Annotated in this window: 15 protein-coding genes; 8 read left to right on the top strand and 7 right to left on the bottom strand. The window is 32.1% G+C overall.

Annotated features, from left to right (window positions below; all coding sequences use genetic code 11):
• The first annotated feature begins 119 nt into the window (after positions 1–119).
• Positions 120–1,448: an amidohydrolase family protein gene (locus Q0921_RS12575; RefSeq protein ID WP_299257328.1), complete on the top strand. Its 1,329-nt coding sequence runs from the start codon at positions 120–122 to the stop codon at positions 1,446–1,448.
• Positions 1,445–2,629 (top strand): hypothetical protein, encoded by a 1,185-nt coding sequence (locus Q0921_RS12570; protein ID WP_299257326.1) that lies wholly within the window; start codon positions 1,445–1,447, stop codon positions 2,627–2,629. The genes Q0921_RS12575 and Q0921_RS12570 overlap by 4 nt, the downstream gene beginning before the upstream one ends.
• Here Q0921_RS12570 and Q0921_RS12565 read toward each other — a convergent pair.
• Entirely contained in the window at positions 2,624–3,007 is a 384-nt protein-coding gene (locus tag Q0921_RS12565; RefSeq protein ID WP_299257324.1) for a hypothetical protein, read from the bottom strand. The genes Q0921_RS12570 and Q0921_RS12565 overlap by 6 nt on opposite strands.
• Before the next feature lie 105 nt (positions 3,008–3,112).
• Between Q0921_RS12565 and Q0921_RS12560 the strand changes: the two genes are divergently transcribed.
• The 5 genes from Q0921_RS12560 to Q0921_RS12540 all read left to right on the top strand — a co-directional run bounded on the left by Q0921_RS12560 (position 3,113) and on the right by Q0921_RS12540 (position 8,989).
• Positions 3,113–3,559 (top strand): Lrp/AsnC family transcriptional regulator, encoded by a 447-nt coding sequence (locus Q0921_RS12560; protein ID WP_299258228.1) that lies wholly within the window; start codon positions 3,113–3,115, stop codon positions 3,557–3,559.
• 50 nt (positions 3,560–3,609) lie between these two features.
• Positions 3,610–4,755, top strand: coding sequence for a hypothetical protein (locus tag Q0921_RS12555; protein WP_299257322.1), 1,146 nt, complete (start codon positions 3,610–3,612; stop codon positions 4,753–4,755).
• A 103-nt stretch (positions 4,756–4,858) separates the two neighbouring features.
• Positions 4,859–6,457 carry a sodium:alanine symporter family protein gene (locus Q0921_RS12550; RefSeq protein ID WP_299257320.1) on the top strand — a complete coding sequence of 533 codons (1,599 nt, stop codon included), beginning with the start codon at positions 4,859–4,861 and terminating at the stop codon, positions 6,455–6,457.
• 214 nt (positions 6,458–6,671) lie between these two features.
• A complete protein-coding gene (locus tag Q0921_RS12545; RefSeq protein WP_299257318.1) occupies positions 6,672–7,490 on the top strand; it encodes a mechanosensitive ion channel family protein in 819 nt (272 codons plus the stop codon).
• Positions 7,491–7,567: 77 nt separating this feature from the next.
• A complete protein-coding gene (locus Q0921_RS12540; protein WP_299257316.1) occupies positions 7,568–8,989 on the top strand; it encodes a hypothetical protein in 1,422 nt (473 codons plus the stop codon).
• 732 nt (positions 8,990–9,721) lie between these two features.
• Here Q0921_RS12540 and Q0921_RS12535 read toward each other — a convergent pair.
• Positions 9,722–10,465 carry a DJ-1/PfpI family protein gene (locus Q0921_RS12535; protein WP_299257315.1) on the bottom strand — a complete coding sequence of 248 codons (744 nt, stop codon included), beginning with the start codon at positions 10,463–10,465 and terminating at the stop codon, positions 9,722–9,724.
• 11 nt (positions 10,466–10,476) lie between these two features.
• Positions 10,477–11,706: an MFS transporter gene (locus Q0921_RS12530; protein WP_299257313.1), complete on the bottom strand. Its 1,230-nt coding sequence runs from the start codon at positions 11,704–11,706 to the stop codon at positions 10,477–10,479.
• Between the two features lie 151 nt (positions 11,707–11,857).
• Here Q0921_RS12530 and Q0921_RS12525 point away from each other — a divergent pair, with 151 nt between their 5' ends.
• On the top strand, positions 11,858–12,448 hold the full coding sequence (locus tag Q0921_RS12525) for a DUF1684 domain-containing protein (protein ID WP_299258226.1): 591 nt from the start codon (positions 11,858–11,860) through the stop codon (positions 12,446–12,448).
• Positions 12,449–12,515: 67 nt separating this feature from the next.
• Here the strand turns inward: Q0921_RS12525 and Q0921_RS12520 are convergent, their stop codons facing one another.
• The 4 genes from Q0921_RS12520 to Q0921_RS12505 all read right to left on the bottom strand — a co-directional run bounded on the left by Q0921_RS12520 (position 12,516) and on the right by Q0921_RS12505 (position 15,889).
• Entirely contained in the window at positions 12,516–13,610 is a 1,095-nt protein-coding gene (locus Q0921_RS12520) for an outer membrane beta-barrel protein (protein WP_299257311.1), read from the bottom strand.
• Positions 13,611–13,934: 324 nt separating this feature from the next.
• Positions 13,935–14,273 carry a P-II family nitrogen regulator gene (locus Q0921_RS12515; RefSeq protein WP_299257308.1) on the bottom strand — a complete coding sequence of 113 codons (339 nt, stop codon included), beginning with the start codon at positions 14,271–14,273 and terminating at the stop codon, positions 13,935–13,937.
• Positions 14,274–14,450: 177 nt separating this feature from the next.
• Positions 14,451–14,816 carry a fluoride efflux transporter CrcB gene (crcB, locus tag Q0921_RS12510; protein ID WP_299257305.1) on the bottom strand — a complete coding sequence of 122 codons (366 nt, stop codon included), beginning with the start codon at positions 14,814–14,816 and terminating at the stop codon, positions 14,451–14,453.
• 38 nt (positions 14,817–14,854) lie between these two features.
• Positions 14,855–15,889, bottom strand: coding sequence for a GyrI-like domain-containing protein (locus Q0921_RS12505; protein ID WP_299257303.1), 1,035 nt, complete (start codon positions 15,887–15,889; stop codon positions 14,855–14,857).
• Positions 15,890–15,899: the final 10 nt, after the last annotated feature.

The following is a 15,899-nucleotide window of genomic DNA, read 5'->3' as shown; positions in this document are numbered from 1 at the left end:
TTTCGATATATGTTTTGCTTATATGAGTTGATCAACACTAATAATAAATGAAATCCTGTCTCATGACAGGGTTTTTCTTTTCTTATAGTTTTCCTATCTTTAGAAAAACACAACTCATCATGAAAAGAATACTCATAGTCTTACTTATCTGTGGTAGTACCTTTGCGCAACAAAACTCATTAAAAGCTTTAGTCGGTGGAACATTAATCGACGGTTTTGGTGCTACTCCTATAAAAAATAGTGTCATTATTATAGAGAATGATAAAATCAAAGCCATAGGTACAATCAAAACTTTAAAAGTTCCAAAAAATGCAGAGGTGATTTCTACAGAAGGAATGTCTGTCTTACCTGGACTTTGGGATATGCATGTACATACTATGATTAATGGTCATGCAGATTACTCATATTGGGATAAAACATATCCTCCATTACTAGAAAATGTCATTATGCCTTCTTCTGCAGAACAATTATTAATGGCAGGAGTAACCAGCGCACGAGATCTTGGTGCTCCTCTTAAAGAAAGTATTTCTGTTAGAGATCGGATTAATAAAGGAGAAATTCCCGGAGCCACTCTATATGTTTCAGGACCGTTTATCCAAAAGAAACCCTATCCAGGAACTGAAGCTTTTCGTTGGGGTATTAACGGAGTAGAGGATGCTAAAAAGAAAATTAAAAAATTAGCCGATGCAGGTGTAGATTGTGTAAAACTAATTGATCAGGATCAAATGACCACTGCAGAATTGAAAGCTGTAGTAGACACTGCGCATAAATATAATCTGAAGGTTGTTGCTCACGGACATCGTCCCCAAGAGATAAGAGCGGGACTTCAAGTTAATGTAGATTGTTTTGAACATACAGGTTTGTCATCCGCTCCTAGATATCCTGATGATGTAATGGAAGCTATAAAAGAACGTACTGCACAGATGAATCTTGGCCCCTTGTTCTGGTGTCCAACTGTAGAAGGTTTATATAATTATGAATATGTAAGAGATCATGGAGAGCATCTCGATAATAATTCATGGCATCGAGGATTGCATGATACGATAGTAGCTGATATAAAAAATAGTTTTATTCATAAAGACCGTTTACCTTATTTTCAGTTAACACCTTTGCGAAAACCAACCTTAGAAACTAAAATCAAACAATTGATGGATGCCGGAGTCGTACTTATGATTGGCACTGATAGTGGTATACCTATGAAATTTCATAGTCAATCTACTTGGAATGAATTGGATGTGTGGGTAAATGAATTTGGAATTGATCCTATGTATGCTATAAAAGCGGCTACTTATTGGCCATCCGTTTGGATGGGAGTTTCGGATAAAGTAGGCACTATTACCGAAGGTAAATATGCTGATATTATAGCAGTAAAAGGAGATGTCTTAAGACATGTTAATCTATTACAAGATGTAGATGTCATTATTAAGCATGGTAAAAGATATAAATGATTTTCAAATTTTTAATAGTATTATTTATTTGTACTACCACGTATGCCCAAACGTATGATAGAGGAAAGGTTATAGATTCTATTTTGATTTCAGAGATTACGAAGGAAACATTTGCGATGTACCTGCCAAAATCTTTTGAATCTGGTAAAAAATATCCATTTGTTTTTATTTTTGATCCTGGGGCAGAAGGTAAAAGAGGGATAAATCAATTTATTAAAGCTTCAGAAACATATGGGTATATACTAGTTTGTTCTAATAATACTAGAAACGGACCATATGATCGCAATTTTGAAATCACTAATCGTTTGTTCGATTTTGTATATGCCAATTTCAAAATTAAACAAGATCAGATATATTTAGCCGGTTTCTCTGGAGGATCTCGTTTAGCTTCGGCCATTGCAGTATTAACAAACCAAGTAGCGGGTGTTATAGGGTGCGGTGCTGGATTTTCTCTAGAACAATCACATATTCCTACTACTCAGAATTTTGCATATGCGGGAGTATGTGGAGATAGGGATATGAATTATCAGGAAATGATTCGCGCTAAAGGATATTTACAAAAATTAAATTTCACAAATACATTAATTACATTTGATGGGAATCACAGCTGGACGCCAGCTGATCAAATTTTAAGAGCATTCGATTGGCTCGAAATTCAGGCGCATCTAAAAGGAATTAAGAAAAGAGAAGCTCCAGAAATCTATAAAAGTTACCTGAACGTATATGATACTGCACTAGAAGCTCAAAAAGAAGGTGATTTGATAATAGCCGTAGAAAATTATGAAAGAGCCGTAACTACTTATAATTCGTTTTATAAGTTGGATAGTATAGTGAATACACTAAACGTAATCCTTAAAAGTAAAGTGTACAAAAAATTATTGAAATCGGTATCTAATGCATTTGATAGAGAAGTTATTTTAACAAGAAAGTTTACTACGCGTCTTTTTGAAGATTATAAAAATTATGATAAAATTGATTTCTCCTGGTGGGAGAAAGAACTAGGAGAATTAAAAAAACTAGACGAAAAAGAAGACCCTCAAACTAAAAAGATGTTAGAAAGATTAAGGTTTCAGATTTTTGCTGTAGCATATTCTATGAACAATCCAAATCTATACCAACCTAATAAGCAACAAAAGGAATTTATTGATAAAATTAGAAAGTTGATATACCTTAGATTATAATGACATCATCCAGTTGCGCTGTAATCTTTTGAATTTTTTTAACTCTTTGCGAAGTAGTCTAACAAAATCTTTACCATTACTTTCTGAACGTTCTAATCTTTCACAGTTTTTATATAGTTTATTAGTAAGACTCTCTAGAAAAATTGCATGTTTTAAGCGATCATCCTGAAAAATATGATTTTCTGCTTTAATGATTTCTGGAACTAAACAGTCAGAATCTTTCACAATATCACCTGTAAAGTAAATAAATTGATTTTCGTTACCGTTTTTTTCTAATGGAGCCAAATCATGAGAAAGATATTTAGAAACACTCTTAGATAATATGAGTATTTCTAGTGCTTTTTTATAAAGTCTTATATTTTTAGGGCTTGATTCCATTATTAAACCAAAATTAAGAGTATTTAAGGAGATATTGCTTTTTACTTTAAGGTAAAAAAGCTAATTTGCTTTAGAAAATAAAGTAAAATAAGTTTTTTGATTTAAATAATAATGGATAGTATAAACTGGAAAATTCTTCACTTATTACAGAAAAATGCAAGGTTAACCAATGCAGAAATTGGTAGAAACGTTGGGTTAAGCTCACCTGCGGTTGCAGAACGGATAAAAAAAATGGAAGATTATGGCATTATAGAAGGATATACAACAAAGGTCTCGTATGCTAAAACTGGATATCAGTTAAAAGCTATTATTACTTTGCGAGCTTTTATGGGACGTTTAAAACCGTTTTTGTCTAAAATATCAGAGTTTAGTGAAGTGCTTAATTGTTATCGAATTACGGGTAACGAAAATATAATTATGGAAGTAGTTTTGGAAGATCAAGTTCATCTTCAGGGTTTTATCGATAGATTGATAACCTATGGCGAAGCTAAAACTCATATTATTTTATCTAATATAGTAGAAAATAATCCGATTCTTAATAGAAAAGACTAAAACAATTTATACCACTTCGCAAATAAAATATATACTATCTTTAGAATGTTATGTACGTTACCTTAGAATATTATGTTACGGCAATCGTGTGCCTGATTACAGCTTTTGTAATTCACAGGATTTACTATAATGAAAAAATCAAAAGCCAATCTTCCATAGCTATAAGTGGTATTAAATGGTTTGGTTTTGCAATTTTTTTATGGGGATTGGGTGCTCTCATCAATATTGTGCTAGTTCAATTAATCGAAATTAGAACTACCCATAAAGTTGTTATTTATTTAGGCGTATTAGTTTCTTTAGCTAATTCGCTTAGTATACTACTTTCTTTACCCTCAATAGAACATCAGAAGGAACGTAATATTATAGTTAGATTAGTACAGCGATTTTCAGAGAAAGAGTTTGTTACACTTTTTAGTGGAGTGCTTATAATGATTGCTTTTGTATTTATAGTAACTTCTTACAGTAATACAGAAATCAGCAATAATTTTATTTGGCTTATAGATATTCCAATTTCATTAATTGTAGCATTTGCATTATTAAATGAACTTAATAAAGCTTTTGCAAACCGAAACATGAGGTTTATGGTGTTTCCTTGCTTCATGTTATTTGTACTTATAGTTATAGCAGTTACACATAGAATTATTCCTCAGGATAAAGCTATAGCATTTATTGATCAAGAATTTTGGAGTCTATTTGGCGTAATTACTGGTTTATCCTTTAAGTTTTTATTCATTCTATTATTTTCTATTTTGTTATATAGTTGGAAGTTTCTTTCCGAAAAAGAGGTGAAACAGACAGAATTAGAAATTCTTACTAAAGAAAAAGAACAGCTGTTAAGTGAGCAAGCAAAACTTGAATTGGCAAATGAAAGTCATTTAGATACTATTGCTTCTTTACAAAAGCGTTTAAGAGAAAGTGATGTGAAAATTAGCTCCCTAGAAGAATCAACAAGAGTAATATTGTCTGATAGACAAAAAGAAGTATTAGGGAACCTTGGAGTTTGTGGTATTAATAAGTCATATACAGAAATAGCAGAGGAGATGAATATTAGTTTGGATGGATTTCAAACTCACATCTATCAAATCAAAAAAGTATTAAAAATTAGTGGAGCTGATGGTAAGGGGCAATTGATAGCATTTGCAAAAGCCAACCAATTATTAAAATATGCAAGTATCACTTATAAAGATACTGAGTAAGTATATGCTTAATCATTCTAATTTTCTAAATTCATCATTGCGTAACCTTTTGTAATAATCTCTTTTACTTAATCTTCGTCTGAAATCATAAGACTTAAAACAGATGAAGAAAATCATAGCCATGTGCGTCTCACTTTTTGCGTACACATGTGTTACAGCACAAGAAGTAGATACAGAGTCATTGGATCAACGCATTAATGATGGGTTTAAAAATGCTACGGATTGGTTTGTAGATGCAATTTTTGCAGAAATCCCTATAACTTCCATGGTTGGTATTCCTTGGGTATTGATTGTTTTGCTATTTGGAGCTTCTTATTTTACTATCTATTTTAAAGGGATTAATTTCAGAAATTTTTGGACTTCTATTAATATAGTTAGAGGTAAATATGATGATCTGGAAATGTCTAATACTTTAGAAGTTTCAGAATCTGTTTATACCATCGAAGGAGATCAGCCTGATACTGTTAGAGTAGAAGGTAAAGACGGAGAAGTAAGTCATTTTCAAGCTTTAACTGCAGCATTATCAGCTACAGTTGGTTTAGGGAATGTAGCGGGAGTTGCTATTGCATTGTCTATCGGTGGTGCTGGAGCGACATTTTGGATGATTTTAGTTGGACTTTTGGGCATGGCATCTAAGTTTGTAGAATGTACACTTGGTGTTGCTTACAGGGAAATAGACGAAAACGGAACGGTTTACGGAGGTCCAATGTATTATTTGAGTAAAGGATTGAAAGAAAAAGGGTTAACTGTTTTAGGGAAGTTGTTGGCTGTTATTTTTGCAATCATGTGTGTAGGTGGATCTTTTGGAGGCGGTAATATGTTTCAGGCCAATCAGGCATTTAAATTATTTGAACATGTAACCGGTGCCGAAAATAGTTTTATTTACGGAAAAGGATGGTTGTTTGGATTAGTAATGGCAATTTTTGTAGGAATAGTAATTATTGGTGGTATTAAAAAAATAGCCAAAGTAACCGATAAAATTGTGCCTTCTATGGTGGTAGTCTATATACTAGCAGTCCTTACGGTGATAGTTATTAATTATAAAGTGATTCCTGATGCGATTTATGCTATCATTGATGGAGCTTTTAGTGCAGAAGGAATAACAGGAGGAATGATTGGAGTAATGATACAGGGATTTAGAAGAGCTGCTTTTTCTAATGAAGCAGGAATTGGATCTGCTTCCATTGCGCATTCAGCTGTTAAAACCAAATACGCAGCAAGTGAAGGCTTAGTAGCATTATTAGAGCCTTTTATTGATACTGTAGTAATTTGTACAATGACTGCTATTGTATTGATCATCACTGGACAGATTCAGGTAGGAGCAGAAATTTCTGATGAACAAGGAGTATTATTAACCGCAAGTGCACTAGAAAGTGGTATCTCCTGGTTCCCATATATCCTAAGTTTGGCTGTAATCCTTTTTGCCTTTTCATCTATGATTTCCTGGTCTTATTATGGATATCAGGCTTGGTCCTATTTATTCGGAAGGAAAAAATATGTGGAGTATATCTACAAGAGTCTATTCTGTATCTGTGTAATTATTGGTTCCGCAGCAAGTTTGACTGCTGTAACAGATTTTTCTGATGCTATGATCTTTTCAATGCTAGTTCCTAATATGATAGGATTGTTTTTAATGGCCCCGAGAGTAGCTAAAGAACTGAAGAAGTATAAACAAGCTATTTCTAACAATAAAACCTTATGAAATATTTATTTTGTTGGTTTTTGGCATAAGATTTGATATTATTTAGGTGTATAGAATTTATCAAGATCTTGTGTGAGGACATTGGTTCTAAGAACTAAAGATAGTACGGGAAAAAAGATAAGAAAAACGCTCGAGTAAAACTCCGAGCGTTTTTTTATGAATATCGATTAAGAGTTAATTTCTTTTCCTATTTTTAGGTGTAATTAAAAGAAATATGGAGAGAATACAGGAATATCTAGAGATCGCTGTTGATAAGATTGTGTTTTTTGCACCCAGGATTATTGGAGCTGCATTGATACTTTGGATAGGATTCAAAATTATTAAGAGAATACTTAAGCTTATAGAAGCTGCATTGAAGCGCATGAATATATCTGATACAATGCGGCCGTTTCTAGCCTCAATTATATCCGTATTATTAAAAATTGCTATTCTTTTTATTGTTATTTCTATTTTAGGTGCTGACCTATCTGGTTTCGTAGCAATTCTGGCAGCTGTTAGTTTTGCAATAGGTCTTTCTCTTCAAGGGAGTTTAGGTAATTTTGCCTCAGGTATACTTATTATGTTTCTAAAACCTTATCAAATAACAGATTGGATAGAAGTGGATGATAAGTTTGGTAAAGTACAGGAGATAGGTATTTTTAGTACTACCGTAAAAACACCAGGAAATAAAATTCTAATTATTCCTAATTCTAAAATAACAGATGATGTTGTAACAAATTATTCTAGAGAAGGGGTAATACGATTAGAAATTATTGTAACGATGCCTTACAGTGAGGATTTTCCTAAAGTAAAGAAGATTATAGAGGATACATTGAAACCTATAGAAAAAATATTAGACACTCCTATTCCTGAGATAGGAATAGAAAATTTTGACTCACATAGTGTTTTAATAGCGGTACGACCTTATGTAAAACCCGATGACTTTTGGCAAGTGACTTTTATTGCTCATCAGGAGATTAAAAGAGCCTTCAGCGAACATAATATCAAAGTGGCATACTCAGAGGGAGTAGAATTAGGAAGCATTGGAGCTTAGTCGGAATTCACAACTTTTGTAGTTAATAAAACAAATGGCACTTTTTTTGTAGCTTTTTGTCAATAAAACATTTTAAGGTGAAATCGTATTCTATTAAAACTATTCTATTTTGTGTGTTTCTGTGCTCTGGTATATTTATTTATGGTCAAAGCACATTGAAATTAAAAAAAGGAGAAGTAATTGATTCTCTTACTGTGCCTTCTAGTGAAGGAAGTAATTATAGTATATATCTACCCAAATCTTTTGATCTTAATAAAAGTTGGCCAATACTTTTTGGATTTGATTCGAATAACAATTCTAACAAAATAACAACTCTTTTTAGTAAAGCTGCAGAAGAATTAGGGTTTGTCGTGGTAGTAACCAATTTTTCCGAAAAATCAAGTATTAATGACAAATCAAAATATGTTGCTTTTTTTATGGAACATATTTTTAATCTCTTCCCAATTCAAAAAAGAAGAGTTTATGTTGTAGGAATTGGTAATGACGGACCTTTAAATAGTCTATTGCCTCTTATATATGAAGAGTTTAATGGCGTAATAGCCGTAGGAAATAGTTATTACTATAATGAGTCTGTTAAGGTGCGAAGGGATTTTTCTTATATCGGAATGGTTGGTAATAAAAATTATAGGTACCAAGACTTTTTTAACACGAAAAAGTACTTAAGACGACGAGCTGTAATTTCTGATATTTATACCTATGAAGGAAATGAAGAACTTCCTTCAGAAGATTTAATGGTAAAAGCATTGACTTCTTTTACATTACAAGATATGCTAAAAGGTAAAATACAGACAGATTCTATTTGGGTTAAGAATATTTTTAAAAAGAACTTAGAAGAGGTAACTCTATTGAAATCACAAGGTAAATATGTGATAGCTTATGATGAATTAACCAGAATGAGAGATAGATATCGTTTGTTTTTTGATGTTGATCAACTTAAAGAAGAGCAAAAGGGAATAAGAAAGATTAATAGCTATAAAAAGGAGAAAAGACTGAGATCAAAGTATCATAATAGAGAAAAATTATTACGAGAGACATTTATTTTGTCACTAGAAGAAGATATAGAGCTTAATCAATATGATAATTTAGGTTGGTGGCAGTATAGAATGAACGAACTTGATGAGTTAGGAAAAAGCAAGGAAAAGTATGCAACTAATATGGTACTGAGAATAAAAGATTTCCTAAAGAAGGTATTAGTAGATTATAAAACGGATACAGTTAAAGAAGAAAAAGAAATAGACAAAAAAATATTCGTAAACATCTTAAGCACTATAGTTGATAAAAATGATTTTGAATCTTATCGAAAAATTATTTCTCTAAGCGCTATAGATCAAGATAACTCTACTGCACTTTTTTATTTAGAAAAAATGCTTCAGAATGGATATAAAGAACTAGAATCGCTTTATAATATAGAAGGTACCTTAGCTCTAAGGATATCCAAAGAGTATAATAATATTATCAAAAAGTACTTAGGAACTTCAAAGTATTTCACATTCAATTAGTGGTTTAATAGGTTGAAGATGTATTTCAACGGTATTATTAAGCGTTTGATCGTTATTTTGTTAATAACTTTTTATTTGGTTACGGTTTTAACGCAATAAATAATATATCTTTATAACACGTAAAATATACAAGATGTGTATTACAGATTAACATATCAAGAAGTATGACGATATTGATTTGAAATTTTAATTTGGAATGCACATTGGGATAAATTAAGTGTGAGGACATTAGTCTAAAGACCCTAAATCTAAAAACTAAAGAGAGTACATAATTTGCCCGATAACAGAAAGCGACCTTTGTAAAAGGTTGCTTTTCTTTTTTTTGATACCTTCTATTCTTTTATTTCATGCTAAATCAGGGAATTAGTAAACGAAAAACAAATTAATAATTTCTTTCTGAAGACTATAAAAAGTAAAAAAATTGATGTTTTTGTGTATTTCATCGAATATTTTAGTTTTTTATCGTTATTTTTTTTGTATTAACAATTTTTTTATAATATATTTACATCAACATAAAAAACTATGATGTATGGCCAGAATTAACATTTTAAATTGTATGACGATATGGATTTAAAATTTTAGTTTGGAATACGTCAGGGCCTGTTAGGTGTGAGGACATTAGTCTGAAAGACCCCAAATCTGGAAGCTAAAGAGAGTACATAATTTGCCCTAAAATTGATGAAAGCGTTCTGTAAAAGGAGCGCTTTTATATTTTCAATCAATTTTTAGTGGTTATTTCGAAATTACTAAATGAGGAACATCTTCTAATTTCCAGTCAATTACAAGCCCTCCAGCTAATGATCGTGCAATTTCTGGTCCATATAGATATTCACACAGATATAAAGCTGCCTCAAAACTTTTAGCACCACCAGCAGAGGTGATGTATTTTCCATCGTGAACAAATAAAACATCTTTTCTAATATCAAGATCAGGAAACATACTCTGCATTTTATCTATATCGCTCGGAAAAGTTGTAGAAACTACATTGTTTAGTATTCCAGCTTTAGCTAAAACAAAAGCCCCATCACAATGTGAAGTCATATAGATAGCAGTTTGATTTACTTTTTTTACGAAATCAATCATGGCTTTATCGTCTAAGTCTGTATCTAGATGATGTTCTGCAGAGGGTATAACCAGAATATCAATTTTTGGTAAAGAATCTTTTAAATAATTATAATCAGGTATGATCTTCACTCCTTCAAAAGTTGTAATAGGTGCATCCGTTTTCGCTACCGTAAAAACATTCATCTGCTTAATGTTTTTACGATATTGTGTATGCTGAAAAATATCAAAAGGCGCAGTGAATTCTGTGTTATAAGTACCATTCATTACTAAGAAAGCCACATTGTATCGGTTAGGCTCTAACGTAGGAAATGTCTTTTGGGTTTCCACTGTTTCAATTGATTTTTCTTGTTTTTTTTCTTCTTGACAACCAATAGTTACTATGGATAGAATGATGTATAATATGTGTTTCATGATATTGTTTTTTAAACAGGTTTAAGCGTACGTTTCGTGTCTTCTTTATTCACTTTTAGCTTTACAATAAACAACAAAAATGTTCCAATTGATGCGATTCCAGCCATTAATAACCAGGTATTATTATAACCATATTGATTAATAAATTGCATCCCTGAGTTATGTCCGAATATATGAGCTAGAGAAAATGACATACTATACATGCCCATATAAGCACCTTGTCTTCCTCTCTTAGCTCTATCTAAGGCAAATGCATTTCCAAATGGGAACGAGATCATTTCTCCGATCGTTGCTATGATCATACCGATAATAACAATACCGATCCAAGGAGTAATTAATAAAAGTATAAAACTAATTCCAGTAAGGATAAATCCACTAATTACACTGCCGATTTTAGAAAATGAAGTAGACTCTAGATATGCTATTAATGGCATTTCAAAAATAAAAATTAATGCTCCATTTAATGCTAATATGAATCCTATATTCCTTTCAGATAAAAAATGCACTTCTTTATAATATAGAGGAATCGTTGAGAAGTATTGCACAAATATGAATCCAAATAAAGTTAATGCAATAAGAAAAAGGATATAAACTCCATCGCTGTGAGCAGGAGTAGGATTGTCTATTACAACTTCTTTATCAATTATTCTGGCTTTTTTGGGATTCAATGTTTTGATCATAATGAAACTGGCAATGATACACGTAATTCCGTCTATCCAAAATAATCCAGAATAACCAATAGTAGCAATAATTAAACCACCCAAAGCTGGCCCCATTGAAAACCCTAGGTTTATAGCTAATCTTATAAAAGTTAATGATCTTGTCTTGTTTTCTGGTTTGCTATATGCACTTAATGCAACAAAAAATGCTGGACGTGCGGCATCCGCGATTGCAATGAGGACAAAAAAACTAATACAGATACTCCAGAAACTCGAAAAACATTGAACAACAAAAAATGAAATACCAGTTAATAGAAGAGATCCCAAAATTACTTTATAATATCCAATTCGATCACTTAGTTTACCTCCAGTCCATGCTCCTAATAAAGAACCTAAACCATAACTAGTCATTACCCAACCTATCTGACCAAATGAAAAGCATAACTCATCAGAAAGATATAATGATAAAAAAGGTATCACCATAGCGCCCATTCTGTTAATCAATGTAATAAGTGCTAACCACCAAACTTCTTTTGATAAACCAGAAAAAGTATCTATATAATTTAATAAAAGTTTCTTCAATGTATTGGAAGTTGGTTTGTTAACAACCGATAAAAGTAACTTTTTGTCGAAAAACTAGATACAATTTTAGAGAAAATTAACTTGTTTATTACTAATGCTTTGTACTTTTGCAAAAAAATAGGGGACAGTGTACAGATTATCTTTTTTACTAATGCTATTCTTTAGCCATATAGTGGCTCAGGATTCTACAACTATTAAAAAAATATTAGCATTTCAGGAAGAGCTTAATAAAGAATTTTCTTCCGAAGAAAAATCACCGTTAACACCAAAAGATTTTAAAGCATTTAAGGAGTTAGATTTTTTTGATATAGATACTTCATATAGTGTTTTGGCAAAATTTCTCAGAACACCATACGAGACTCCTTTTATTATGAAAACTACTACAAATAGAGAACCTGTGTATGTTAAATACGGTGAAGCTCATTTCATACTACAGGAAAAAGAATGGATATTGAATATATATCAAAGTCAAGGGTTAAAAACACAGCCTGAGTATGAGAATTACCTTTTTCTTCCTTTTTCCGATTTAAGTAATGGAGAAACTAGTTACGGAGGAGGACGTTTTATAGATCTTAAAATTCCTGAAGGGGATATGATTTTGATTGATTTTAATACTGCCTATAATCCATACTGTGCTTATAGTGCCAGGTATTCGTGTCCGATTCCTCCAGAAGAAAATCATTTAGAGTTGGAGATTCCTGTCGGTGTAAAAAAGTATAAAAAACACGAAGCAAATAGATAAAAAAAAGCACTCTGATAATTTCAGAGTGCTTTTAGCATAAACAAACAATATATTAAACTATAATATATTAAAACTTATAGATTGCTCCAAGAACAAAAGAAGAAAGGCTACTTGAGGCTTCAAGATCTTTATTTATAAAAGCATCATCAGAAGAATCTATTCTGAATTCTGGCTTAAAAGTAAGATCACCTACAGCATAACTTCCTGTAAGTGTTATAGCCGTTACATCAACATCATCTATTACATCACTATCCACAAACTGATTAAAATATTCTCCTCTTAATCCAATAGCAAAGCTTTCTGTAGCCTGAAACTGAGGATATATAGCAGCTCCGTAGAATCCTGACCCATCAGTGTCTAAATATGTTCCGTTAAAGCCTAAATAAAATTTCTCTGATAAATCCCATCCCGTAGTCAAATCTACTTGAAAAGTTGGTTCAGAAGGTCCTGGCTCTCCTTCATTTCCGTATCTAAAGTTAAGATAAGCACTACCATTATCAGCAGCATATCCTACTTGTGCTCCAAAAATATACGTATCGAACGGATTATTTTCTGTATAATCTGTTGGATTCATAATCGCTACCATTGCGGACCAATTATCATTGATTGTAAAATCAGCCTTCAGTCCTGTATGAGAGAAAGGTCCAAAAGAGAACATGTACGAGGTAGAGTAATTAAAGTTACCTGTTGGAGAAATTACCTCATAACCTAAATAGGTATTAAAGTTACCAATGGTAAGCTTGAATTTTTCAGTAACATTCCAGTAGGCATACAATTGATTCACAATGTTTGCAGAACCAGTAGAATTGAATACAGCGTCTTCACCTCTTGGGCCATATACAAGATCTGCTACAAATCCTACTTTTTCTCCTTCATACCCAAGAATTACATTGGCCATACCTAAAGAGAACCCAGATTGATTAGCAAATGAAGTACCTGGTGCTATAAAGGAATCAGCAGTTGTAGGATCATTATCAAAATCCCTAGCATTATTAGGAGCTCCAATATTAGTTCTAAAATATCCATCTACAGATCCGTTAACAGAAAAGTTATCGAACCATTTTTTTTCTTCTTCCTCTTGTGCGATAGACGCAAAGCTAATAAGTGCTAAAGAAAAAAGACATGCTTTTTTAAAAAGTTTTGTTACGGTTTTTGTTTTCATAATAAACATTAATTGGTATTAATTTGTTTTAATTGGAGCTGTAAAACTATGTTAAAACATTTTTACCCCAATAAAAAAAAGGGTATAAGGTGTTATTTTTGTATATTTTTAATTTTATACCCTATAAAAATTAGACATTAATGTTTATTTAGTGGTTTTTTGAGAATTTGAAAGTGCATATTTGATACTTTACAGGTTTAATATATAATAAGTATGTAAAAAGTGTAAAGTATTGTTAGAAAAAAGTGACTTATTAAGTTAAAAATCTCAAAAAAAAACCTGCTCTATGAGCAAGTTTTTTTTTGAAGTATATGTGATTTCAATCTAGTTTACCGCCTGATTGCCGTGTTCTCCTGTTCGAATTCTGTAGGTGTTCTGTATATCGGATACAAAAATTTTCCCATCTCCCACTTCTCCAGTTTTAGCTGTGTCCATAATTGTTTGTACGGTTTTTTCTTCGAATTCATCAGATACAACTATAGAAAGATATCTACGTTGTATATCTGATGTACTGTAACTAATTCCTCTGTATACTTGTCCTTTTTTTTCATTGCCTACACCTGTTACATCCCAGTATGTAAAGAAGTTTACTTCTATTTCATGCAATGCATCTTTAACCGCTTTAAATCTTGATTTACGTATAATAGCTTCTATTTTTTTCATGTAATGTTAGTTGTTTTAGAGGTTGAAAAAATTTAAAAAATTGGAGCACAATCCAGAAAGCAATATATTAATATCAAAATGAGTTCATTAAAGGTTCAAATACTTTGATTTTCAAATTGTTTTCGACAAGCTCAGATTGCTAAGTTTTTATTCTTATAACTTTTTAGGTGGTCACCTTTATTTTACAATCCACATACCTAAAAATACTAAAAGAAATCCTATAACGAAAGAACAAATAGTGTAGATACTAAAACTCACGAAATCACCTGATCGCAAAAGCATGTGATTTTCATAAGCAAAAGTAGAAAAGGTAGTGAACCCTCCACAAAACCCTGTAGCGAGTAATAAAACCGAATTTTGCGACAAGACATTGTTTTTAAGTGCTAGCCCCAGAATAATACCTATCAGAAAGCTTCCAAGAATATTAGCAGTAAAGGTTCCATAAGGAATTCCATTAGTGTCATTATTTAGATACTTACTGATAAGGAATCTGGCAACGCTACCAGTCCCTCCTCCAATAAATACTAGTATTAACTGTTTCATTTGTGAATGTAGTTGTCGACTAGATGAAAAATTATTTTTTACTTTATAGGGATGTATATTTCTGTAATCCACTCAGCAGGATTAGGCTGCAGACCTGGGTCTACTCTATACACTTCAAAAGCAGGCGATATCGAATTAAGTTCTAAACCATTATCATTAATATATTTATAACCTGTTTCCCAAGCTTCTTTTAGATTTGCATAATCTCCTTTTAACGTAGTTTTCACCACTTTTTGTTTTGGTAAAAAGTCACATCGTATATTGCTATCTGCAGGAGTGATTACTTCATCCCGTACTGGTATTGCGGTTGAATAAATAGCGGTTCCTTGTTCTTCATTAAATTCATTATAAATAGTTAACGGCATTCCAGTTTGAGGTAGATTGTTTTGTCTTACATATGCCATTACTGCAGGTAACATTTGTGCCATTTTTTGAGAAATATCGGCAATGGGTGATGCAGTTGCGCTATACATATAAAAACCACCACGATGTTCAGTTATTCCGTCTACGCTTATAGAATGTTCTTTCATTTTTTCATTAACGAAAACGTCTAGTTTTTCTAATCCTTTCTGATACATCGGTTTAATGCTTTGAGATAACGTGCTGTCTTGAGTCATCCAGAATGCTTTTTCCATAAAAGACTGTTCTCCTTTCATACCCCAAGTTACTTTGGTTTTTTTGTTTTCTAACTTCTCAAATTTCCAGTATACATCACTAATACTTTCTCCCATCGGGGTAATAAAAGTAATTTTTTGGTCGATACTGGTAAACGGAGCTGTTTTTATAGTTTTCATACTTCCATTTCCTTGAGTTTCACTTTTCCAACTGTAAGACGCACCATCACCACTAGTTTGATTGCTGTACTCCATAATCATATCATCCGAATCATCCATCCAAGGACCCCACTTTTCCCAAGTCTTGTATTCATTAATTGTATTGAAAACCAATTCATCCGGAGCATCAATAACTCTACTTTCTTCCGCTTGATAGTTACCGTCTTTTGTTACAACGTATACACTTCCTCCAATAACTATGAGCAATAAGAGAAAAAATAAATATTTTATGATTTTCATGTTAGTTAGT

The sequence above is a fragment of the uncultured Aquimarina sp. genome (assembly GCF_947496855.1).
GTDB lineage: Bacteria > Bacteroidota > Bacteroidia > Flavobacteriales > Flavobacteriaceae > Aquimarina.
Note: the sequence above shows the minus strand (reverse complement) of the source record. Positions and strands in the feature narration are given on the sequence as shown.